Source organism: Abiotrophia defectiva ATCC 49176 (genome assembly GCF_000160075.2).
Taxonomy (GTDB): Bacteria; Bacillota; Bacilli; order Lactobacillales; family Aerococcaceae; genus Abiotrophia; species Abiotrophia defectiva.
Map to the genome: position 1 here is coordinate 1,521,454 of NZ_KI535340.1, position 23,469 is coordinate 1,544,922.

Consider the following 23,469-nt stretch of genomic DNA (forward strand, 5'->3'; position numbering starts at 1 on the left):
ATGGCATTTAGCCAATTACAACTAACCAACGCAGGGACCAGGGAGCTTGCCAAGGGTGGCGCACTGGTCTTGACTAAAATAGCCCTGGGAGACGGTCAAATGGGTGATGTGGCCACAGCTAGTGGTCTCGCTCGAAAAGTCTGTGAAGTAACGCCTACGGTAACATCAGACAACGAGTACCAGGTAATTGAGGGTGTGTTCGACAACATTGCGCTCGACATCACTGCAGAGAAGAACATCCAAGAAGTTGGGGTCTTTGGCAAGGTAGGGGAAGGGGCCGATGTGCTCCTTTACTATGCCAAAGGTAATGCCTTTGTGTTCCCACCAAAGACGCAACAACAGATGACGGTTAAGATACCGTTTAGGGTTAAGATTGTGGGCAATCGAGAAGTGACCGTAAGTCTTAACACTCAGATGAGTGGCATGGCAACTGCTGATTCGGTGAATCGGGTGAGTGAAACTTTAGGTAAGTTGAAGAGTGGCACAACCATTGAGCAGGCGCTAGACCTACCCGGCCTAAAGGTCTTGCTTGGGTCTACTGGTAAACAACGAGCACCACAAGACCTAGACACACTAGGAACGCCGGGGATTTACTGGTACGAGCAGAGCCACAACGCAAGCAGTAAAGGCATTGCTTCCGGTTATGGCTTTATCCTTGTGTTTAGCAATATGGTAGGCAGTCCGGGTCAAGCCGGCAACTTTACTTGGCAAGTGTTTTATGGAACTAACGGCCGCATTTGGGTGAGAACACGCGTAAATAATGGTGCTTGGAGCGTTCAACCGGTAGCGAGCGGTGAATACCTAACTAACACACTAAAACGCCTTGGGCTTGATGAATGGGGCCTGGGCTTCAATATCGCCACTTGTCCTAGTGGAACTAACTTTGGCACCTTCCTAGCATCAAACACGGTGCCTATTGGCTTTAATATCGTCAAGGACAACAACGCGCCAATGAAGGAAGTATTTGTATGGAAGTCTTCCAATACATACGCTTATTGCTTTTCGCCACGCCACAACGGCGGTTTCTTAGTAAACTCATTGCAGAACGGGCGCTTTGGAGAATGGCGAGACTTAGGCCAAGGGCTTACGGTACAAGTAAGTTCTAATCAGGACTTTGGCGACTACTTGCGAAGCAATGCGGTTCCTATCGGTATTTCCGCGCAAAAGGACAGCAGAACCGGTGCTTTCGGTACGGTCACTAAGATAGATAACAACAACATCTACTTCACCGGGGCCATGAGAGAGCAAGGTAAGACTTACCAGGTAGCTTATGCTATTGTCGACGGTGTGGTGCCTAGTGCCTTTACTAAATGGGCCCTCACGTAAGGTCGGGTGATGGAACATGAGTCTTAACCTAGACATTGAAGTGAGCGGTCTGATTGAGCGAAAGACGCTGATTGCAGGTGACGGAGACTTCTCTATTACCTTTATCCCTAAGACTCCAGACGATGTTATCACTTTGTACAACGCTAGCATCTTCCCGGATATGTTGGGGGATAACATTCTGACTCAACTAAGACTTGTTCATGGTTCAGACCCTGGGCCATATATCAAGAACACTTCTGAAGCGAGTCGTATTGCTCAAATCTTTAATCACTTACAACAATTTAGACTGGACTTCACCTCGCTTAGAGGCGACCTTGAAAGCCAAATTGTCTTGAGTCGTACTGGGCTATTGGCTCAGTTCGTGGACAATAACAACAATGTCAGAACTGACATCGCAAGTATTGCAGGCAAGTTACTCAGCAAGGCAAGTTCGACTGCTGATGATAAAGTAAGTAGTTTAAGAGAACAGACTGAGCGTATGATCCTGGACAAAGTAACATCACACAATTATGAGTCTATCTACAAGCAACAAGCGGACAGTATCTTAGCTGCCTTGAGACAACCGGGCAAGCCAGACGCCTTAGTGAGTGTCTTAAACCTCACACCTGAAGGTGTACGCATTAAAGGTAAAGTCATTGACTTAGACGGTGATGTCAACATTGACAGTGCTTTTGCTAAGAAACTGACCACTGAGAGTCTGTCTGCTGAGAACATTGAAGCGGTCATGGGTAACTTTGGTTCCATCGTCGCACAGAAATTAGATGTTAATAAGATAAGCGGTAATAAATCAGAGTTCCTTCAATCGCTTTGGCGAGATACCACTAGCGTGGTAGAGGTCAATGGGAAAGGGATAACCGCTATCCATAACGACGGGTCCAAGACAATGATAACTGCTGAAGGTCTCTATCACGAAGAACAAGGTGGAAGCTTCAAGACCTCTTACCTAAAGGATGTTATCACCGTAACGAACATCATAAACGATGGTCGCGAAAGTGGCGGTGAGAGCATCGGTGTTCGAGACGGTTATAAGTGGGTTCAGTTACCTGACATCTACAAAGGTAAGCAATTCAGAGCGCAAGCAGCAATCTCTGATACTGAGACTTGGCGTGCCGGTTCGGACTATAACGAAGGATACTTGCGCTTATTGCGTACGGTGTCTTATGTGGTCCAAGACAAAATAGACTATAAGAATGCGAGGGTGCCAATAGTTGGGTATGCTCACGTATTCAACGCACGAACAGGGAGCCGATACAACTATCCTATTGTGGCTCAGTTGTTCGTTAACTATTAAAGGAGGTACTCGATTTGAAGAATAGCGAAATACTAACGCTCCAAGCGGTAATGAACCAGGTAAAGGACCAACCAATCAAGGGCGGTCTTAAGTTCAAACTGTTGAAGATTTTTCAAGTCTTGGAGCCTTCTGTACGCATCATTATTGATGCGCTAGAAGGATGCAACGAAGAAGAAGCCAAAGAAGTATTGGCTCAAACACAAACAATTGACTTACCAACACTGACGATGACAGAGCTAGAAAGCCTTGAGTTATCTATCTCTCAATTGTCGGTGTTGATTGAGTTAGCAGGAGGTGAACAAGATGCCGGAAATGAAAATTAACAGTCGATTCTTACTACGAGACGGTGAAGCTACACGCGTCTATATCTCGTCAGTAAGCGGTGACTACACAGCATTTGAGCGTGAGATTGAGGGGAACCACTTAAGCACCCCCGACTTAGATTTAGCAGAATTAGTTATGCAGGCGGTCTACAAAGACACCTTCCAAAAGTACGCTATGAGCGACGCTATCAAACAAGCGGACCAAACAGCAGAACAGGTGCATAAGTTGACTGAACTGCTTCAAAAGTCTAACGCAACAATCGAAACGCAGGCTACTCAATTATCGGAAAGCAACAAGCTGATGCAGACCGTTAAAGAATCAATCCTTGAACAAGCAAACAACAACGCCAATCTGTTGGATCATACAGACTTATTGGACTTCCAACTTAAGGCGGTAGCGAAACATCTTAACATTACTTTGCCTGCAGAACTTCCTGAGGAAGAAGAGGAAGCTGAGGAAAAACATGAAGAAGGAGATGAGCATCATGTGGTGGAAGGTTCTTAGAGAGAAAGTATCTGTCTACATTGCTAACGTTCGGTTCATTATGAAAGGGGGTGAATCATTCGTGGCTACTTACATGTTATATGCGTTGAACATTGCAGATGCTGAGCAAGCATTTAGTTCTGTTCCGCGTCGTTACAAGAAAGGCGTTCGCCGCCAACTCGAAATCTTAGGCATGCCTGAGTTAGAACACATGACCTTAGATGAGCTTAAGGCTCGTAAGGCCGAAGCTGAAAAAGGTGAAGAGTAATCACCTAAATAAAAAGAGCGTCTAATTTAACAGACGCTCTTTTCTTTTGAAGGAAGTGAATCTATGAGTGTAACTGAGTTCACCGCTGTGCTTGGCGCGTTTGGGGCGGTGGTCAAAATTATCTGGGATATGGTCCAATCAAACCGGAACATATCCAAACAAATCTCTGAGGTGTTGGAGAGAATGAACACCTTGGAAATTAATCAAAAAGACCTGCATGATGTGGGACAAGCCAACAGTTTGGCTAATAGAAATTTAACACGCTATCGTATCAGGAAAGAGATGATGAAAGCAATTCAGAACGGATACGAAACGTATGACAACTTTCAAGAGGTTGTCAACTTAGTAGATGGCTACCATGCCACTGGTGGCAATGGGGCCATTGATGCACTGTATGAAGAATACAAAAAATTACCACGGAGGGGAAAATAATCATGAACATTAACTGGAAAGTAAGATTTAACAAAAAGAACGTAGCATTCTTAGCACGTTTCGCGATTGCTATCTTGATGCCTGTATTGGCTTATCAAAACCTCAAGCTTGAGGACTTAACAACATTTGAGACATTAGGGAAACTGTTTGTATCTCTGTTCAGCAATCCTTACTTAATTGGATTGACATTTGTCAATGCCTTTAACCTTATCCCTGACCCTACTACTGCTGGGCTAGGAGATAGTGAACAAGCATTAACTTATGAGGCTCCTAAAGAGTCCTAAGAAAGGGGTGAAGCCGTATGTTGCAATACGGTAATTACACGCTCTCGGATGACTTGATTAGCAAGATGCAGAAGGTGGCTAGGCATTATGACCTAGTCCCTTCTTTTGTCATTTGCCAATTATGCCACGAGACTGGTTGGGGGCAACATCCTAAGTCAACATCTGCGAGGACAGATAACAACTGGGGTGGCGCAACATGGTACAAAGATTCAACTGAACCGTTCACAAGAGGGAGTGGAGTCACTGTAAGACCAGGTCTAGCTCGCCCATCTGACGAGGGTGGCTACTATATCCACTATGAAAGCGTTGAAGACTACTTAAAAGACTTTGGATGGCTTCTACGAAACGGTGGCTATTACAAGTGTAGTGGCAAGAAAACACTTAGAGAGTATGCTTTAGGGCTATTCAAATATGGCGGAGCTGTCGCGGACTACGCTGGTGACGGAACCAACTCCGAGAAGGTCTTTAATTCTTACTACAACAGCATGAAAACAATCCACGATGCGCTCAATGCAGATGGCTCGTTGGATAGAATCGACAAGGGGGAATCTAGCAATATGGCAAGTGCTCAAGATGTATTAAATGTATTCAGGAACTGGCTAGGTGGGCAAATGTATGGTGGGGTTCATAATGAAATCTTATCCATTTACAATTCTCAAAGCCCTCTGCCGGTAGGTTATAGAATGACTAGTGATGATGACTGGTGCGATGCAACGGTCACCGCTGCATTTAGGAAAGCTGGCCTATCATCGTTGGTAGGTGGAGAATGTGGCGTACAACGCCATATTGCTATTTTCCAATCAAAAGGCATCTGGATTGGTAAATCATATCCACAAGCCGGGGACATTATCACATTTGATTGGGACGGTGGCGGTTTTGCAGACCATATCGGTATTGTTGAGTCTGTTAGTGGCAATACGGTAAATACCATCGAGGGTAATTCTGGCTCCCCATCGGCTGTTCGGAGACGGTCTTACGCTTGGAACCACTGGCAAATCAAAGGGTACGCTAGACCTAGCTATGGCTCTGGTTCCGCTTCATCTACTGCTTCAAGTGGCTCTAAATCAGTTGTAGATGTAGCTCAAGAAGTCATTAATGGTCAATGGGGGTCTGGCGAAGATAGAAAAGCTCGCTTGACAGCTTCCGGTTACGACTACAATGCAGTCCAAGCTAAGGTCAATGCTATCTTAAGCGGTGAGTCTGTGGGCTCTTCCGAGGTGAAAGAAACCGGGTGGCTTAAGAACGAGACCGGTTGGTGGTACAGAAACGAAGATGGCTCATGGCCAGCAGACCAATGGCTCAAACTGTACGATTACTGGTACCTCTTTGACGAGGACGGTTATGCTTATGCTAAGCGTTGGGTGTATCGTGACGGTAAGTGGTACTACTTTGACGAGGCCTGCCGAATGGTTATCGGTTGGGTTCGATACGAAGACAAGTGGTATCACTTGGAAGACAACGGTGAAATGTCATCTAAGGAATACGTTCCAGGCGGCGACGGTCGTTTGTACTATGTCAAAGAAGATGGCTCAATGCTTGAGAACACTGAAATTACAGTTGCTGAAGATGGTTCTCTGATTGAAAAAGCAACTGGCAACATCGTCGGTAAATTCTAGGTCCAATATTTTAGACCAAAACAAATAAGTCCGGTATTCCGGACGCTTTTTATGACATTACCCCTGGGCTTCGGCCTGGGGGTTATTTTTTTTAACCAAAAGTAAATATTTGTTGAAATAAAGGAAATGATTTGCTATCATGAAGCCAAAGAGAGTTACCGTAAGTAGTTATAGGTGGTTATAGGTAATTATAAGTGGCTATAGGTGATTGTAAGTAACTAGGAGGAGACATAAGATGTTAGGAAGATTGTTTTTGTGTCAAGGTTCAGATATCTCAGGAGATGACACGATAATCACTAATCCGATACTATCGCAAGTCGTTACTTCGCTTCCTGCAAAGGTATCTTTTACTATCGTTGGATGTGTAATGGTAGAAGACGTAGACAAAGAGGCTTATAACGTTGTTATAAATCTAAAGGATTCTACTGGATTTATTATAAACAGAATTGATGGAACCATTGAAAGACAAGGTGACGGTTCTGGAGTAGAAAAATGGAAAACTGCAATTGTTTTTAATGTTGGTGTTCAAGACATGGATATTGTAAGCGATGGTATGCACACATACGACTTATATGTAGATAGAGAATTAGTTGATACATATAGTTTTTTTGTAAGCGTAGATAATCAGCTAGTTGATGCGAGAGGTGTTGATAAAAATGAAGAATAAAGCTTTTAGCAACGCAGGCAAAGTTTTTGCCATAACTGCAGTGGCTGTAAATTATCAACCTGTAACAATCCAATTACCAGAATCTGATAATATCCCAGGAATTGTTCAATCAAATACATTGTATTTTGAAAAAAGTGAAGCTAATAAGTCAAACAGCATCGAGTTAAAACTTGTACCTAACATAGATAAACTATCCGCATTAGTCAAAAACATTTATGGAAATGACTATGAAGAGAGATATGGAAAAATAGAAATTCATCAAGAACCAGGGGATGCCATTGGTTTCTTCCATGTATTCGCTGATTCTAAAAGTTTTGAAGAAAAGAAAGAAATGTTAGCGTTACTTAAGAAGGAAATTAAGAAAGAGTCACTTCCATACGCAGCACTATTAGGGTGATATATATGTATATGTATCAGTGGGATAACAACGAAAGGATTGCAGGTCGGCTGTTTGATATTGCAGACAAAGCTGGGAATGATTCTGGTTTAAAAGATGGCGCAGAAAGAGCAGCAATCGGGAGATTGTATTACGCTTGTTATAATATGGCTAACGACATTGTGCTTAATCATTTTATATACAGGGAGAATATACCACAGTTTAATGGAGGTTCCCACGAAAGAACAATAAACGCACTTTCATCATGCCCTACACATGGATATAGTGAAGAAGAGATAGCAAAAATCATTGATGAACTTATAGACCTTAAGGGGTATAGACACCACGCAGACTACATAAAACGTAGCCCTATAAGTGAAGATGAAATTAAAATTGCGAAAGAACTATATGAAAGCTTGCGACTTAAGCTATTCAACTTCTAGCGTTGGGTTTGTCCAACGCTTTTTATTTACCACATGGGGCATTCATGGGGCAGACTTACCTATCATTTATCTTTATGTATCTGATTGAGTCTTTTAGTAGCACTGTCATATATAGGTTAATCCGTATTGGTCTGAGTGAGTCCGTACCTTGACATGTTTGAAGGCAAATAAGTCTAAAGGCTGGAATCTTCCAGCCTTTTTCTTTTCTTAATTTTAGTCAGCATTCCTTGGCTTAACCCTAGTCTTAGAGCCAAAAATTTGGTACAATAGACCAGTGTATTAGTGCCAGATGGCACTCCCATCTAGATAAATCTGTACGAAAGAGGAAGCCTATGAATCCACAAGAATTACAAGCACTCCGAGCCCGCCAGGAGAAAATTCGTAACTTCTCCATTATTGCCCATATTGACCACGGTAAGTCCACTCTGGCTGACCGTATTTTACAGTTGACTGAGACGGTTTCGGACCGGGAAATGCAGGACCAACTCTTGGACTCCATGGACTTGGAGCGGGAACGAGGCATTACCATTAAACTTAACGCTGTTGAACTGACCTATAAGGCTCAGGATGGGGAAGAGTATATCTTCCACCTAATTGATACCCCAGGGCACGTGGACTTTACTTATGAAGTGTCACGTTCACTGGCAGCCTGTGAAGGGGCCATCTTGGTCGTCGATGCCGCCCAGGGGATTGAAGCTCAGACTCTGGCCAACGTTTATTTGGCTTTAGATAACGATTTAGAAATTCTGCCGGTCATTAACAAGATTGACTTGCCAGCGGCTGATCCTGAGCGTGTTCAAGTTGAAATTGAAGACGTCATTGGCATTGACGCTAGCGAGGCCGTTTTCGCCTCAGCTAAATCTGGTATTGGGATAGACCAAATCTTGGAGCAAATTGTCCACAAGGTACCAGCCCCTCCAGGCGACCTGGAAGCACCGCTTCAGGCCTTAATTTTCGACTCTGTCTACGATTCCTATCGCGGTGTTGTCTTGAATATCCGGGTCATTAATGGTGTCGTGAAACCTGGCGACAAGATTCGTTTGATGTCCAACGGCAAAGAATTCGATGTAGTGGAAGTCGGGGTCTTCAGTCCTAAGCCCGTCCAACGCGACTATCTCATGGTAGGGGATGTGGGCTATATCACGGCTTCTATTAAGACCATTCAAGATACGCGAGTAGGGGATACCATTACCTTGGCCAACAATCCGGCCCAAGAACCCCTAGACGGCTACCGTAAGCTTAATCCCATGGTCTATTGCGGTCTCTATCCAGTCGAGTCTAACGACTATAATGATTTGCGGGATGCCTTGGAAAAACTCCAACTCAATGACGCGGCCTTACAATTTGAGCCTGAAACTTCGCAAGCCCTAGGCTTTGGATTCCGTACGGGTTTCTTAGGCTTGCTGCACATGGACGTTATTCAGGAACGTCTGGAACGTGAGTTCGACATCAACCTGATTACTACAGCACCTTCGGTTATTTACAAGGTCAAAAAGACCAATGGTGAGGAAATCATCGTGGATAACCCGTCTGCTATGCCAGATCAAACCGTCATCGATGAAATCTACGAGCCCTACGTTAAGGCCTCCATTATGGTGCCTAATGAATATGTTGGCGCAGTCATGGACATCGGCCAACGTAAGCGGGGTAACTTCATTACCATGGATTATCTGGATGATTACCGGGTCAATGTGGTCTATGAATTACCCTTGTCAGAAATCATCTATGACTTCTTCGATAAGCTAAAATCCAATACCAAAGGCTATGCATCCCTTGACTACGAATTAATTGGCTACAAACCATCTAACCTTGTTAAGATGGATATCCTGCTCAATGGCGACCTGATTGACGCCTTCTCCATGATTGTCCACAAGGACTTTGCTTACGGTCGTGGCCGTGAATTAGTAGAAAAACTTCGCGGCATCATTCCGCGTCAACTCTTCGAAGTACCTGTTCAGGCTGCTATCGGTAATAAGATTCTAGCGCGTACCACCATTAAAGCCTTGCGTAAAGACGTAACGGCTAAACTCTACGGTGGGGACGTCAGCCGTCGTAAGAAGCTCCTCGAGAAACAAAAAGAGGGGAAAAAGCGGATGAAACAAATTGGGACGGTGGAAGTCCCACAAGAAGCCTTCATGGCTGTCCTACAAATGGACGAAGATTAATATCTATCAAGCTCCCAGCCACTATGGTGGGAGTTTTTTTTGTATAAACAGAAGGTCAAAATAATTAAGTAATCGCTTGCAATCATCTAAGAAAAGGTTTACAATATAAGTGTAGTATATTTCACAAATTTCACAATAAGGAGGAGAATACTATGAAAGCATACACTTATGTTGAACCTGGCCTAGCTAAATTCGTTGACAAGCCAAAGCCTGTCATCTTGAAGCCAACGGATGCAATTGTTCGTATGCTTAAAACGACCATCTGTGGGACAGACCTCCACATCATCAAGGGTGATGTGCCAGCTGTCCAAAGTGGGACGATTTTAGGGCACGAGGGGATTGCGGTTGTCGAAGAAGTTGGATCCAGCGTGACTAACTTCAAGCCTGGCGATAAAGTCATTGTTTCTTGCGTCTGCTCCTGCGGTAAGTGTTATTACTGTAAGAAGGGGATTTATGCCCACTGTGAAGACGAGGGTGGTTGGATTTTCGGCCACTTAATCGACGGTACACAGGCTGAATATCTCCGCGTTCCACACGCAGACAATACCCTCTATAGCCCACCAGCAGGTCTTAGCGATGAAGCCTTGGTTATGATTTCAGATATTCTACCAACGGGTTATGAAATTGGGGTCCTCAAAGGTCGGGTAGAGCCAGGTTGTAATGTGGCTATTATTGGTTCTGGACCAGTTGGTTTGGGCTCACTCTTAACCGCTCAGTTCTATTCTCTTGCTAAGATTATCATGGTGGATATTGATGATCACCGCCTAGATACCGCCCTCAAGTTCGGCGCTACCCATAAGGTTAATAATTCCGATACTGCCAAAGCCATCAAGGAAATCTTTGACTTAACGGATGGTCGTGGGGTTGACGTGGCCATTGAAGCGGTTGGGATTCCAGCATCCTTTGACTTCTGCCAAAAGATTATTGCAGTTGACGGCCGTATTGCTAACGCGGGTGTCCATGGGGTCCCTGTGCAATTCGACTTAGATAGACTCTGGATTCGCAATATTACCGTAACAACTGGCTTAGTATCAACTAATACCACACCACAACTGCTGCAAGCCCTAGAAGCTCAGAAGATTCACCCTGAAGAGCTTGTTACCCACTACTTCAAATTGTCTCAAATCGAAGAGGCTTATGACGTCTTCCGCGATGCTTCTAAGAATAATGCCATTAAGGTCCTGATTGAAAATGACCTTAGCCCACAAAGTTAGGGCAAGATGGATAGCATTTATGCCTAAGTGACGGGGCCTGGGCTCGGTCACTTTTTTATGTCACAACAGAAGATAGGAGGGAAGCCTATGCAAGAAGACATTCATGCTCTACAAACCATCATTAACGACAGTCATCACCTAGTATTTTTCGGTGGTGCAGGCGTCTCAACCGAATCGGGTATCCCTGATTTTCGCAGTGCCCAAGGCGTTTATAGTCAAGATTTAGGTAGAAACTTTTCAGCTGAACAACTGATTAGTCATAGCATGTATCAAAAGTATCCCCAGCTTTTCTATGATTTTTACCGTAAGCATTTGATTTATCCTCATGCTAAGCCAAATGCTGCCCATATCTTTCTAGCACAGTTAGAGGCCAGTGGCCACTTGGACGCTGTCATTAGCCAGAATATTGACACCCTACATGAAGCCGCTGGTAGTCAATGCGTTCTCAAACTACATGGGACGGTTGACCGAAATATATGTCAGGAATGTGGCAGAGTCTATGACCTTAAGAGCTTTCTTGACGCTTATGATAGTCAGGGCATTCCGCGCTGTCCCCATTGTGGTGGCGTGCTTAAACCAGATGTTACCCTCTATGAAGAGTCGCTTAATATGGAGGTTTTTGACCAGGCTATCTTAGCCATTCAGCAAGCCGATACCTTGATTGTAGGAGGCACTTCTTTAGTAGTCTATCCGGCTGCAGGTCTACTGCAATATTTTAAGGGTAAACATTTGGTGGTCATCAATAAGCAGGCCATCCCTCAGGATGACTGGGCAGATTTAGTTATTCATGCTCCTATTGGGCAGGTTTTCAGCCAATTAGTGCTACCAGAGCAATAAACCCTATTCAAAGCTAACAGAATAGACTATAATAGGAAGGAACTGTCAATTTGGAGGAAAGACATGAGTATCTTAAGCGTATCAAATCTTACCCATGGATTCGGCGATCGGGCCATCTTCGAAGATGTCTCCTTCCGCCTACTCAAAGGGGAACATATCGGCCTAATTGGGGCCAATGGTGAAGGAAAATCAACCTTCATGAACATTGTAACAGGTAAGCAATTGCCAGACGAAGGCAAGGTAGAGTGGGCCAAGTATGTTACAACAGGCTACCTAGACCAACACAGCGTCCTTAAGCCTGGGCAAACCATTCGCGATGTCTTGCGCATGGCCTTTGATGATTTATTTGCCATTGAAGCGCGCATTAGCGAGGCCTATGAAGAGATGGCGACCGCTGATGACCAAACCATGGCAGACCTATTAGAGGAAGTAGGGGAGCTACAAGAACGCCTGGAAGTCCACGATTTCTATACCTTGGATGCTAAAATTGAAGAAGTGGCTCGTGCTCTTGGTATTACCGCCTTTGGTTTAGACACAGACGTCACCTCACTGAGTGGGGGACAGCGGACCAAGGTCTTATTGGCCAAGTTACTCTTAGAAAAGCCCGATATCTTGCTCTTAGACGAGCCGACCAACTACTTGGACGCCGAACATATCGAGTGGCTTAAACGTTACTTGCAAAACTACGAAAATGCCTTTATCTTAATTTCCCATGATATCCCATTCCTTAATAGTGTTATTAACATTATCTATCATGTGGAAAACCTCAAGCTCAGCCGCTATGTTGGCGACTATGAGAACTTCCAAGCAGTCCACGCCATGAAGCGTGCACAGTTAGAAGCAGCCTATGAACGGCAACAGAAGGAAATCGCGGACCTTAAGGACTTCGTCAACCGCAATAAGGCCCGGGTAGCAACACGTAACATGGCCATGTCCCGTCAGAAGAAATTGGATAAGATGGAAGTCATTGAGCTACAGGGCGAGAAACCTAAGCCAAAATTTGACTTCCAGTCTGCCCGGACGCCTGGCCGCTTCATTTTCGAAGCTAATCAATTAGAAATTGGTTATAGCCAGCCCCTGACCAAGCCGCTGGACCTAGTCTTTGAACGTAACCAGAAGGTGGCTATCATCGGGGCCAACGGGATTGGGAAGACAACCTTACTCAAGAGTCTCATGGGCCTTATTCCGGCCTTGGGTGGCCAAGTCGAGCAAGGGGATTACTTGGAAATTGGTTACTTCGAACAAGAAGTGGCTTCAGGTAACCGTCAGACGCCATTAGAAGCTGTTTGGAATGCTTTCCCAGCCATGAACCAGGCTGAAGTTCGCGCGGCCTTAGCACGTTGTGGCCTGACTTCTAAGCATATCGAAAGCCAAATTCAAGTCTTAAGTGGGGGAGAGCAGGCCAAGGTTCGCCTTTGCCTACTCATGAATGCTCCGCATAATGTCTTGATCTTGGACGAGCCGACCAACCACTTGGACGTTGATGCCAAGGAAGAATTGGCTAGAGCCCTCAAAGAATACAAGGGCAGTATCCTCATGGTTTGCCACGAACCTGAATTTTATCAAGGTTGGGTCGACCAAATTTGGGACTTCAATCAATTTTAACAAGCCAAAGCCAAAGTTTGTTCACTTTGGCTTTTTTTCATGTCTTAAAGCCGATATATCAAGATTATTTTATAAACTCAACTTCACAAAGTACTTGTGAATCTAAAATCCGAATAGGCAATATATAATTTATTATATAGTAATTCTAGGGTTTTTACTAAAAATGATAAGGTTTTCTATTCACATAAGCATTTAGTTAAAATACTGATAAGTCAATATTTGAAAACGTTTTGAAAACAGACTTCACATTGTGGGGTGTTTTCATAAAGAGCCATTTGCAAAAAAAGACCGGCAATATAAAATTTTTATCGTTTAGTTATGAACAAGTGCTTTACTTTTTGAAAACAAAGGCGTATGATGAAGATGTAAATAAAAAGAACTTAGGAGGAACATCCATGGTTGAAAAAGAAGATAAGAAGTTAGAGGCTCAAGCCCATGTTGATGAGCTTGTCCAAAAAGGCTTAGTAGCTCTTGACGAATTTCGTCTCTTAGACCAAGAACAAGTAGACTACATTGTGGCTAAAGCCTCAGTTGCAGCCTTAGACCAACACGGGGTCTTAGCTAAACACGCGCTTGACGAAACGGGTCGTGGGGTATTCGAAGATAAGGCCACTAAGAACCTCTTCGCCTGCGAGCACGTGGTTAACAACATGCGTCACACTAAAACAGTTGGCATCATCTCAGAAGACGATGTGACTGGCTTAACCTTGATTGCTGAACCAGTTGGGGTTATCGCTGGGATTACGCCAACCACCAACCCAACTTCTACCGCGATTTTCAAGTCTTTGATTTCATTGAAGACGCGTAACCCAATCGTCTTTGCCTTCCACCCATCTGCCCAAGAATCTTCTGCTCACGCAGCACAAGTTGTTTACGATGCAGCAGTAGCAGCAGGGGCACCTAAGAACTGTATCCAATGGATTACTTTACCATCTATGGAAGCAACTTCTGCACTCATGAATCACCCAGGGATTGCGACGATCTTAGCAACTGGTGGTAACGCCATGGTTCGCGCCGCTTACTCTTGTGGTAAGCCTGCCTTAGGGGTAGGGGCTGGTAACGTACCTGCTTATGTAGAAAAAACAGCTAACATTCAACAAGCTGCGCACGATATTATCATGTCTAAGTCTTTCGACAACGGGATGGTCTGTGCTTCTGAGCAAGCTGCCATCGTAGACAAAGAAGTTTATGCTGAATTCAAGAAAGAACTTGAGTCTTACCATGTTTACTTCGTTAACAAGAAAGAAAAAGCCTTGTTAGAAAACTACTGCTTCGGCGTAAAAGCCAACAGCAAGAACTGTGCAGAAGGCAAACTGAACGCTGATATCGTCGGTAAACCAGCTGCTTGGATTGCGGAACAAGCTGGCTTCAGCGTACCTGAAGGCACTAATATCCTAGCTGCCGAAGTGGCTGAAGTAGGGCCAAAAGAACCATTAACTCGTGAAAAACTCTCACCAATCATTGCTGTACTGAAATCAGAAAATACTGAAGATGGGATTGCTAAGTCTCGTCAAATGGTTGAATTCCATGGTTTAGGTCACTCTGCTGCTATCCACACACGTAACGAGCAACTGGCTAAAGACTTCGGTCGTGAAGTTAAGGCAATTCGTGTTATCTGGAACGCGCCATCTACTTTCGGGGGGATTGGTGACGTATATAACGCCTTCTTGCCATCCTTAACCTTGGGTTGTGGGACTTATGGTCGCAACTCGGTTGGCAACAACGTCAGCGCCGTTAACTTGTTAAACATCAAAAAAGTGGGGAGACGTAGAAATAATATGCAATGGTTTAAAGTACCTTCAAAAATCTACTTCGAACGTGACTCCATCCAATATCTGCAAAAGATGAAGGATGTAGAGAAAGTTATGATTGTGACGGACGATGCCATGTTCAAATTAGGTTTCGTTCACCGTGTCATCGAGCAACTCTCCCTCCGTCCTAAGAAAGTTACCTACACCATCTTCTCAGATGTTGAACCAGATCCAGATATTACAACCGTTGAACGTGGGGCAGCCCTCATGCGTGAATTCCAACCAGATACCATCATCGCTTTAGGTGGGGGGTCTGTAATGGACGCGGCTAAAGTAATGTGGATGTTCTACGAACAACCTCAAGTTGACTTCCGTGACTTAGTACAGAAATTCATGGATATCCGTAAACGTGCCTTCCGCTTCCCAGAATTAGGTAAAAAAGCTAAGTACGTTGGGATCCCAACCACTTCTGGTACCGGGTCTGAAGTAACACCATTTGCCGTTATCTCTGACAAGAAGAATAACCGCAAATACCCATTGGCTGACTACTCCTTGACCCCAACAATTGCCATTGTGGACCCAGCCTTTGTCTTGACCGTTCCTGCATCCGTTACTGCTGATACTGGTATGGACGTCTTGACTCACGCAGTGGAAGCTTATACTTCTACCTTGGCTAACGACTATACAGATGGTTTGGCTCTACAAGCAATCAAGTTAGTCTTCGAAAACTTAGAAAGCTCTGTTAAGAATGCTGACTTTGAGTCACGTGAGAAGATGCATAACGCCTCAACCATGGCAGGTATGGCCTTTGCCAACGCCTTCTTAGGGATGTCTCACTCTATGGCTCATAAGATTGGTGGTTTCTTCCACACCGTTCACGGCCGTACTAACGCCATCCTCTTACCATACGTTATCCGTTACAACGGGACTCGTCCAGCTAAGGCTGCAACTTGGCCAAAATACAACTACTACAAGGCCGATGTCAAATTCCAAGACATTGCTAAGATGTTAGGCTTGCCAGCTTCAACACCTGAAGAAGCAGTTGATGCTTTAGCAAAAGCAGTCTATGACCTAGGTGTTCGTGTCGGCATCGACATGAGTATCAAGGGCCAAGGCGTGGATGAGAAGGAATACATGGACACAGTTGAAGAGATTGCTTACTTAGCATACGAAGACCAATGTTCACCAGCTAACCCACGCTTACCAATGGTAGCTGACATGGTGGAAATCCTCCAAGACGCTTACTATGGTTACAAGGAACGTCCAGGACGTATCAAATAATAGCAAGTAGCTAACTATTCTAGCACCAGGTGCCTGGCACATGGTGCTTTTTTGAGGACGTCTATTTTGGGCTTATGTTATAATAGAAGTATCAAGAGTCGAGAGAGAGGGGTATGACTATGACAGAAACACTTTATTTAGCAGGAGGCTGCTTTTGGGGCATGGAAGGCTATTACAAGCGCCTGACAGGTGTGGTGGATACAGAAGTTGGCTATGCCAACGGCAAAAGCCCACAGGCCACCTATCAAGGTCTTAAAAGCTCAGATCATGCAGAAACCCTAGCCATTCATTATGATCCTAGCCAGGTCGATCTTGCGACATTAATTAGCCATTTCTTCCGCGTCATTGATCCTTTTAGCCTCAATAAGCAGGGCGGTGACATCGGTCGTCAGTACCGCACAGGAATTTATACCACTAGCGCCAGCCAAGAAGCAGCTGTTAAGGCTTTAGTGGCTACTTTTGAGCAAAGAGCAGGGCGACCAACCGCTGTTGAAGTGGTGCCATTGGCTCACTTTGTGCCAGCCGAAGACTATCATCAAGATTACTTAGATAAACACCCTGCTGGCTACTGTCACATCAAACTGGCCTGGGCCGATCAAGCCTTATCGCCAGCTGAAAATTTAGCAAGTCAGGAAGGGTGATAAGATGACTGGTGCTATTGAAATTCGACTAGCTCAAGTTGAGGATGCGACGGCCCTTCAAAAGCTGGCCAGCCAAGAATTAGGCTATGATTATCCCCTAGAAGCCTGCCAGAAACGCCTAGAGGCTCTCTTAGCGGATGACCAGCAGATTCTTTTAGTGGCTTGCAGCCAAGAAGCGCCTAAACAGGCCTTGGGCATTGTCCACGCCAGTTACTATTATTCCTTTTATGGCGACCCCGCTTATAATGTCATGGCACTAGCGGTCGACCAGGACTATCATCACCAAGGAATAGGGCGGCTTTTAATGCAAGCTTTGGAGGCCCGAGCTATTTCAAAGGGTATCCACCATGTTCGCCTCAACTCCGCTAGCCATCGTACTGGGGCCCATGACTTTTATCAGTCCATTGGCTATGATTGTTACAAAACCCAAAAAGCCTTCAGTAAAAACCTATGACTACAAAAAAATCCCATTATATCATATATGATATAATGGGATTTTGCTTTAGATATGAGATTGAAATTGCTTAATACGTGCCAATAACTGACTATTGCCATTAAATTTAGCAAAGGCCAACGCGTCTGCGCTATATGCCTTGATTTGTTCCACCTCTAAGCCCTGAGCTTCTGCATTCTGGGCAAGTCGGAAGTAGAGACGATCCACGTAATTGGATACCGAAGCTTGGCTAGAAAGACTGATGCCATGTAGCAAGAGGCGGTTAGACTGGTCATATTCCTGGGCTGTCGCATAGAAATTAGCTGTGTGCAGGATAATATTGAGGATACGCCATAATTCCTGGCTATTAGCCGGCTCATAATCTAGCAGCCCGTCTTGAGCTTTCTCAAAGTAGTGGTGGGCCCGTTCGGATTCACCTGCATTAGCATAGGCTAGCCCTAAGCCAGCTGCCGCCAAGGAACTATAGAGAGGCTCGAAGTCGGTATGCAAATCGGTCATTAGTTGATTTAAGTAGAAGAAACTATCATTGATTGAAGCCTTGGCCAAGGCAGCCAAAAAACCCTTAAGATAAAGATAGCGTTTCTTAAGCGAAAGGGGACTCACTTGCTTGGCATCCACAGCCGCTAGTTCCTGACTGGCCAACTTGTAGTCCGCTCTTACAAAGGCATTTTCAGCCGCTTCAATATGTTGATAAAGTTCTGTTGATTGGACATCTTGACGTGGGAAGAGCTCGCCCAAACTCATATCTAATCGCTGACACAAATCCAGTAAAATTTTAACAGAAGGGACTTGGCCTTGATTTTCAAAACGACTCAGGGTGGCTTGGGTACAGATTCCTTGGCACAATTCAGACTGTGAAATCCCTAATGACTTGCGCCGTTGAATAAATAACTGAATATCCATAGAGGAAACCTCCTAAATATTGCGCTTATAAGTGACTCTATTATAGCATGCTAGAGGTCATTTGTCATCGTTTTCACGAGTTAGGAAGAGCGACAATCAAAGGTAATTTAGGTGTGATTTGTCCTGCATCACTTGATAAGGTCAAGGCTGGGTAAGCTGGATCAAAGCCAATCTTATGTTGATGATCAAACATCATATCATAGAGGGGATTGAGGTAGACAGGCTGGAAATTGGTCTCAAATTTGCTTGAATAAAGCTTAAAAGGCACCTCAGGGTCATTGTCGGCCACAAGGAGCAGTCGATACTTGCCCATCACATTGCAGTGACAGCCAACTGGATCCTCATTATAAGGGCTATTGCCATCCACATAATCCATGAGGATGCGATAAGATTTGCTATCAGCCTGGGACAGCGCTTGTTGGATAAAGTCGATTGCTTGATTTGTAAATTCAAAATTCATATTAGAAATCCTTTCTAAGGGAAGAGACATGGGCTAGTAAATAGCCAAATCATTTCTCATATCCGTGAGTTAACATAATATACATTATAGGATAATTACTTATAGAGTCTAGTTAGACTCCTTCTTGGCCAATAAAGCCAGATATTCTTCTAGAGTTAAGCCATTCTCATAGATAAAGCCCGCATGGACCTTACCGACATAGCGAAAATGCCACGGTTCAAAGTTATAACCTGTAATGGACTCTTTCTTTTGCTGGTATCTTAAGATGAAACCAAAACGATGGGCGTTATTGGCCAACCATTTGGCAGAATCTGTCTCTGAATAGCTAGCCTCCAGTTCACCACCATTATCCAACCATTCGGTGCCTAAAAGGTCAATAGCCAAGCCCGTCGTGTGTTCAGAAGCATTTGCTGGCGCGAAATATTGATTGGTGACGGACTCTGCATCAGCTTGACTTAAGCCTTGAGCTAGATAGTTTTGGATGCTTAGATTACGGTTATTTTCTTGTTCTTCAACTGACCGGTAGCCTGATACGACCCGATAATAGAAACCATCCTTAGCGGCAGCTTCCATTAAGTCCTCTAAAGGCTTGACTAAATCCTTATGATAGATATTGCCATAGCTGTCCCAAGCTAGCTCTGGTTCTTCTTTATCTGAATTAGGATTATTCTTATTAACTAGCTTAAGCAGTGGATCATCACTATGTGCGGTCACTGGTAGTTTTTCAATTAAAGCATCGACTTTCATATCTTTGTTGCTTGTTTGTATTTCTTCTAAACTAGGTAATTTGTAGCTTATTTTTGCCTGCACAGCTAATGAAGCTTGCAAGAACATGCTGCAGGCAAGTAAGAGATAAATCAACTTTTTCTTTTGCATAGAGCCTTCCTTTCTTAGTTAAGTAAGCCATGTAATAGATATAAAACCAGTGTTAGTCCCCACAAGCCCCCTATCAAGGCCAAATGTAGGCGCCAGGCTAAGGTCAAATAGCCAATAAATTCGCGTAAAAAAGCATTAATCGAAAAATAGAGCTTAGTCTTGGCGCCATAACCTTGACACTTAAGGCCTAGGCGCCGCGCCAGAATAAGGGAACGCAACAAATGATAATAGTTGGTGACAATGACAAAGTCCTCTCTCCCCTTTTCCATTAGCTTATAGGAGAATAGAAGATTTTCATGGGTATTACGAGACTGATTGTCGACCAGAATAGCTGATTGGGGCACGCCTTGTCGCAGGGCGTAAGCCTTCATCGCCTCCCCTTCTGAGATAACTTCATCTGGCCCCTGGCCACCTGACATAATCAGGGTCACGTCTTGAGGGCGGCGACGCCAGAGTTTGATGGCCTTATCAATTCGACTGGCCAGCAAGGGCGTCACTTCTGTCCCATTCAAGCCAGCCCCCAGTACCACGATGTAAGAATAGCGTGGTTTTACGAAATGGATAAAGTTGAGAATGTTGGTAACGAAAAAGATACCGACTAAGACGGCAAAATAGAAAATGGTGCTTCCCATGAGCCCATAGATGACATTAAAAATTGGCCAGTTGAGTGACAAACGATTTGCTAGAATCGGCCAAATGACCATATAGCCAATCATGCCAAATGCTAGCATAAGGGCTAAGGAATTTACTAGATTGAAGCCTTCGCGCCGAATTAGGGTAATGCCCGAATAAATAAGAGCTAGAAAACTGATTAAAGGCGCCAACATCAAAGTCAAAATGAAGAGGGCTCCTAAGACGACTAAGATGACAGCGAAAAATTGCCATTCTAGCACGAAGGTCAAGTAGATTCCAATAATACCAGCTAATGAGCCCGAGACCAGGAACCAAAATCCTAACCATAAGGTTCGCTTATCATGCCAATATATCCAAAAGAATGGCGAGCTGACCAAGACAAGTAGTAGTAAAAAGAGAAATGTCATAATCTAATCCTTTCAGTAGTGCGGTGCCCTAAGTGGTCATATAAGTTTGATTGTCAGAGAAGTCTATGGGATTTTCTTGATCCTTCCGATTTGTCGATTTTTAAATAACCGACAAGTCTCTTGCTTTATTATTTTGCGCTCTAAGTACAAGAAGAATCGCCACTACAATAATGATTACTTTGCATGCATAAGAGATATTTTCATTACCACCAACTGCTAATTGAGACAAAACATTTATTAAGGAATGTGTCATGACACATATCCACAAACTCTTTGTCTTTATAAATAAGGCAGATAAAATAAAACAATTGGTCAACAATCCAAGTAAAAATCCAAACGTTCCTACTTGTGACAAGGTTCCTTCAATGTAGAAATAGGCGAAATGCCAAATTCCCCATAGGACAAAAGTCATTAAAGTTGAACTAAGATAGCTACGACGCTCCATGAGTATGGGTTGAAAAACATATCTCCACCCTACTTCCTCAATCCCACCAAAAAGGATTGCTTTAAGAAATAAGATAATCGGAAGATACCAGGCATTCAAAACTAGTTTTCCATCAAAGCCTAGATAGCAAAAATCTAATAACAAGAAGGCAAGGACCCATAAATAGCTGCTGATCTTTTGCTTGATAGCGAAAAAATCCTTTAAAATTCTCTTCCCACTGTATTTTTTGTAGCTGACTGCAATAATGATTCCCCATAGAGCGGATGAAACGCCCCCTAATCCAATAGCAAGCATTCCTATTGGCGTCGTGTAATCTACAATCATCCCCAAATTTCGTAATATAAAAACGATCATCGATATGATCCATATTTGCCCTAAGGATCCTAATAGATAAAGGAAAATTGCTTTTTTACGACTCATACCTTTCCCCCTCATTTCCAAGTTGTCAGCTTACCCATTTCGATTCTTTCAGAACTGTGGCGCCATAAGTTGTTCTACACGTTCAAAGTAAGTTTGATGGTCTGAGATACCGTATTGGATTTCCTTGAGTGTTTCCAGTTTGTCGGTAATAATGCCGTCTACAGGCCGATAGAGAAAGTTTTGTATTTCCTCTTCATCATTGATGGTCCAGACATAGACTTCTTTCCCCTCTTGATGAGCTTGACTAGCTAGCTCACTAGTATAGGAGAATGCCTCTAAGACATAGAAATCAACCTCATTTTTGGCAAAAGGGCCAAACTGTAGTGGAATCACATAGCCAGTTTTAATGGCTGGATTAAGGGATTCGATAGCGTCAATGGCCTCATGATTAAGGGACATGACAGGATAACGACTGCTTATCCCCAATTCTTGGAGTTTTTCTACAATCAGCTGGGCATAATTATCCGGCTCTTTGCCATGTGGCTTTAGCTCAATTAGAAGATTAATATCCAGCTCCTGGGCTCGTTTAACAAATTCCTCAAAGGATGGCAGTTGGCTTTGATAGTCTCCCTGACTGAGCGTCAGCCCCACTAATTCATCATATGTCATATCCCAAACTTCTCTATTGATACCCGCTAAACGCTGTAAGTTGCTGTCGTGCATAACAACTAGCCTTTGATCCTTGGTCATTTGGACATCCAGTTCTACCATGGTTGCGCCATTTTCAGCTGCTGCTTCCAGGGCTTGAATGGTATTTTCTACGCCCTTTTCTACATAGCCGCGGTGGCCAATAATGGCTTGCTGGGACTGATAGGTTTGACTGGCCAGTAGAAAGGCATTCTCCCCTATTTTGAAGAAAATCAAGCTGAACACTAGTAAAAAGATACGGCGACGGTGACGGCGATGACGTGGTTCAATTAAGACTAGCGAATCGGCCAATTCTGGCGCCAGAACCTGATCCACTAAGATAATCAAGGTTCCGACTTTGGATAGGATAATCACCGTGAAGGCAATAAACTTGAGAATTGACAAGAGCAGCGCTTGGACTATAAAACTATTACCGGAGGGATCTAAGGCCCTGGCCGCTTCTATAAATACGCTAATCAAGCCTACACTAATTAAACCTAGGACAAAACCGAAAATGGCGAAAGTTAATAAAAGTTTCCACTTCTTAACTTGGGTCATTTGCCAACTTTCCCTTAGCGATTTGACAAAACTTTGGTCCTTAATCATCATAAGGGGCATAGCGTAAATTAAGCGAAGGTTGAGATAGAAGAGCAGAATGGCTAGGATGACCACAAGGACGGTTCCCTGCCAAGTTTTAAGAAACTCACCTGTGATGAAATCAGGTATCCTGAGGCCGTTGGTCAGTGAAGACTGCATGACTAGGCCGGATATGGGAATCGTGATAGCGATATAGCCAAGAAAATAGAAGAAGCTCAGGCCAAATAAATGGCGTAAACGACCTAGTGCTTGGCGAATGACCGCTCCGTAGGAGATTTCCTTTTTAAGTTGACGAGCATAAATGACATAAATCAAAACCGACAACTCTATAAAAAAGAGGGCCGCAAAACAGAGGGCGAAGAGAAGAAAAGCTAATAGACTATCTGGCTGCCTCATTAGGTAAGAAATATTATTTAAATCCAAATGAGTCTGATTGCCCAAGATAAGGGCTAGACGGAAAATCAATTTTAGAAGGTAACCGCCTAAGTAGCTAATGGTAATTTGGAGAATAGCTGCAATCGTGACAAAACTTAGCAAATGTCGAAATAAGAGCAAAAATAGTTGCTTCAATGAGTGTCGCATGGTCTGCTGCATATTCTCCCCTCCTCTCCATGATTCCTTATGCACTTCCTATTGTAACCTA

At 43.9% G+C, this 23,469-nt stretch carries 24 protein-coding genes; 18 read left to right on the forward strand and 6 right to left on the reverse strand.

The window, feature by feature from the left end; translation table 11 throughout:
• From GCWU000182_RS07105 to GCWU000182_RS07190, 18 genes are all read left to right on the forward strand, one after another.
• On the forward strand, positions 1 to 1,326 hold the full coding sequence (locus GCWU000182_RS07105; RefSeq protein ID WP_023392139.1) for a pyocin knob domain-containing protein: 1,326 nt from the start codon (positions 1 to 3) through the stop codon (positions 1,324 to 1,326).
• A 16-nt stretch (positions 1,327 to 1,342) separates the two neighbouring features.
• Entirely contained in the window at positions 1,343 to 2,617 is a 1,275-nt protein-coding gene (locus GCWU000182_RS07110) for a gp58-like family protein (protein ID WP_023392140.1), read from the forward strand.
• Positions 2,618 to 2,631: 14 nt separating this feature from the next.
• A complete protein-coding gene (locus GCWU000182_RS07115; RefSeq protein WP_023392141.1) occupies positions 2,632 to 2,940 on the forward strand; it encodes a hypothetical protein in 309 nt (102 codons plus the stop codon).
• On the forward strand, positions 2,921 to 3,445 hold the full coding sequence (locus GCWU000182_RS07120; protein WP_035364300.1) for a hypothetical protein: 525 nt from the start codon (positions 2,921 to 2,923) through the stop codon (positions 3,443 to 3,445). Before GCWU000182_RS07115 ends, GCWU000182_RS07120 begins: the two co-directional genes overlap by 20 nt.
• Positions 3,426 to 3,692, forward strand: coding sequence for a hypothetical protein (locus GCWU000182_RS07125; RefSeq protein WP_023392143.1), 267 nt, complete (start codon positions 3,426 to 3,428; stop codon positions 3,690 to 3,692). Before GCWU000182_RS07120 ends, GCWU000182_RS07125 begins: the two co-directional genes overlap by 20 nt.
• A 63-nt stretch (positions 3,693 to 3,755) precedes the next feature.
• Complete coding sequence (locus tag GCWU000182_RS09685) at positions 3,756 to 4,124, forward strand: hypothetical protein (RefSeq protein ID WP_023392144.1); 369 nt, start codon at positions 3,756 to 3,758, stop codon at positions 4,122 to 4,124.
• A 2-nt stretch (positions 4,125 to 4,126) separates the two neighbouring features.
• Positions 4,127 to 4,408: a phage holin gene (locus GCWU000182_RS07135; protein ID WP_023392145.1), complete on the forward strand. Its 282-nt coding sequence runs from the start codon at positions 4,127 to 4,129 to the stop codon at positions 4,406 to 4,408.
• Between the two features lie 17 nt (positions 4,409 to 4,425).
• On the forward strand, positions 4,426 to 6,024 hold the full coding sequence (locus GCWU000182_RS09690) for a glucosaminidase domain-containing protein (protein WP_023392146.1): 1,599 nt from the start codon (positions 4,426 to 4,428) through the stop codon (positions 6,022 to 6,024).
• A gap of 235 nt (positions 6,025 to 6,259) precedes the next feature.
• On the forward strand, positions 6,260 to 6,691 hold the full coding sequence (locus GCWU000182_RS07145) for a hypothetical protein (protein WP_023392147.1): 432 nt from the start codon (positions 6,260 to 6,262) through the stop codon (positions 6,689 to 6,691).
• Positions 6,681 to 7,088 carry a hypothetical protein gene (locus GCWU000182_RS07150; RefSeq protein ID WP_023392148.1) on the forward strand — a complete coding sequence of 136 codons (408 nt, stop codon included), beginning with the start codon at positions 6,681 to 6,683 and terminating at the stop codon, positions 7,086 to 7,088. Before GCWU000182_RS07145 ends, GCWU000182_RS07150 begins: the two co-directional genes overlap by 11 nt.
• Before the next feature lie 11 nt (positions 7,089 to 7,099).
• The gene (locus tag GCWU000182_RS07155) at positions 7,100 to 7,510 is read left to right on the forward strand and encodes a hypothetical protein (RefSeq protein ID WP_156905298.1); all 411 of its coding nucleotides are present in this window, start codon (positions 7,100 to 7,102) and stop codon (positions 7,508 to 7,510) included.
• A 332-nt stretch (positions 7,511 to 7,842) separates the two neighbouring features.
• Positions 7,843 to 9,675, forward strand: a complete 1,833-nt coding sequence (gene lepA / locus GCWU000182_RS07160; RefSeq protein WP_023392150.1) for a translation elongation factor 4 — start codon at positions 7,843 to 7,845, stop codon at positions 9,673 to 9,675.
• Positions 9,676 to 9,827: 152 nt separating this feature from the next.
• Positions 9,828 to 10,889: a zinc-dependent alcohol dehydrogenase family protein gene (locus tag GCWU000182_RS07165; RefSeq protein WP_023392151.1), complete on the forward strand. Its 1,062-nt coding sequence runs from the start codon at positions 9,828 to 9,830 to the stop codon at positions 10,887 to 10,889.
• 87 nt (positions 10,890 to 10,976) lie between these two features.
• Positions 10,977 to 11,726, forward strand: a complete 750-nt coding sequence (locus tag GCWU000182_RS07170) for an NAD-dependent protein deacylase (protein WP_035364303.1) — start codon at positions 10,977 to 10,979, stop codon at positions 11,724 to 11,726.
• A 63-nt stretch (positions 11,727 to 11,789) separates the two neighbouring features.
• On the forward strand, positions 11,790 to 13,331 hold the full coding sequence (locus GCWU000182_RS07175; protein ID WP_023392153.1) for an ABC-F family ATP-binding cassette domain-containing protein: 1,542 nt from the start codon (positions 11,790 to 11,792) through the stop codon (positions 13,329 to 13,331).
• A 395-nt stretch (positions 13,332 to 13,726) separates the two neighbouring features.
• Positions 13,727 to 16,363 carry a bifunctional acetaldehyde-CoA/alcohol dehydrogenase gene (gene adhE, locus GCWU000182_RS07180; RefSeq protein WP_035364305.1) on the forward strand — a complete coding sequence of 879 codons (2,637 nt, stop codon included), beginning with the start codon at positions 13,727 to 13,729 and terminating at the stop codon, positions 16,361 to 16,363.
• Between the two features lie 119 nt (positions 16,364 to 16,482).
• A complete protein-coding gene (gene msrA, locus GCWU000182_RS07185; RefSeq protein ID WP_051372939.1) occupies positions 16,483 to 17,004 on the forward strand; it encodes a peptide-methionine (S)-S-oxide reductase MsrA in 522 nt (173 codons plus the stop codon).
• Positions 17,005 to 17,008: 4 nt separating this feature from the next.
• Positions 17,009 to 17,458: a GNAT family N-acetyltransferase gene (locus tag GCWU000182_RS07190; protein WP_023392156.1), complete on the forward strand. Its 450-nt coding sequence runs from the start codon at positions 17,009 to 17,011 to the stop codon at positions 17,456 to 17,458.
• A 48-nt stretch (positions 17,459 to 17,506) separates the two neighbouring features.
• Here the strand turns inward: GCWU000182_RS07190 and GCWU000182_RS07195 are convergent, their stop codons facing one another.
• The 6 genes from GCWU000182_RS07195 to GCWU000182_RS07220 form a co-directional block, all read right to left on the reverse strand.
• Positions 17,507 to 18,361, reverse strand: coding sequence for a helix-turn-helix domain-containing protein (locus GCWU000182_RS07195; RefSeq protein WP_023392157.1), 855 nt, complete (start codon positions 18,359 to 18,361; stop codon positions 17,507 to 17,509).
• A 73-nt stretch (positions 18,362 to 18,434) separates the two neighbouring features.
• Positions 18,435 to 18,821 carry an iron-sulfur cluster biosynthesis family protein gene (locus tag GCWU000182_RS07200; RefSeq protein ID WP_023392158.1) on the reverse strand — a complete coding sequence of 129 codons (387 nt, stop codon included), beginning with the start codon at positions 18,819 to 18,821 and terminating at the stop codon, positions 18,435 to 18,437.
• A 108-nt stretch (positions 18,822 to 18,929) separates the two neighbouring features.
• Entirely contained in the window at positions 18,930 to 19,697 is a 768-nt protein-coding gene (locus GCWU000182_RS07205; RefSeq protein WP_023392159.1) for a M15 family metallopeptidase, read from the reverse strand.
• A 14-nt stretch (positions 19,698 to 19,711) separates the two neighbouring features.
• Entirely contained in the window at positions 19,712 to 20,737 is a 1,026-nt protein-coding gene (locus tag GCWU000182_RS07210) for a YdcF family protein (RefSeq protein WP_023392160.1), read from the reverse strand.
• Positions 20,738 to 20,837: 100 nt separating this feature from the next.
• Complete coding sequence (locus GCWU000182_RS07215) at positions 20,838 to 21,602, reverse strand: CPBP family intramembrane glutamic endopeptidase (RefSeq protein WP_035364307.1); 765 nt, start codon at positions 21,600 to 21,602, stop codon at positions 20,838 to 20,840.
• Positions 21,603 to 21,650: 48 nt separating this feature from the next.
• Entirely contained in the window at positions 21,651 to 23,420 is a 1,770-nt protein-coding gene (locus GCWU000182_RS07220; RefSeq protein WP_023392162.1) for a glycerophosphoryl diester phosphodiesterase membrane domain-containing protein, read from the reverse strand.
• Positions 23,421 to 23,469: the final 49 nt, after the last annotated feature.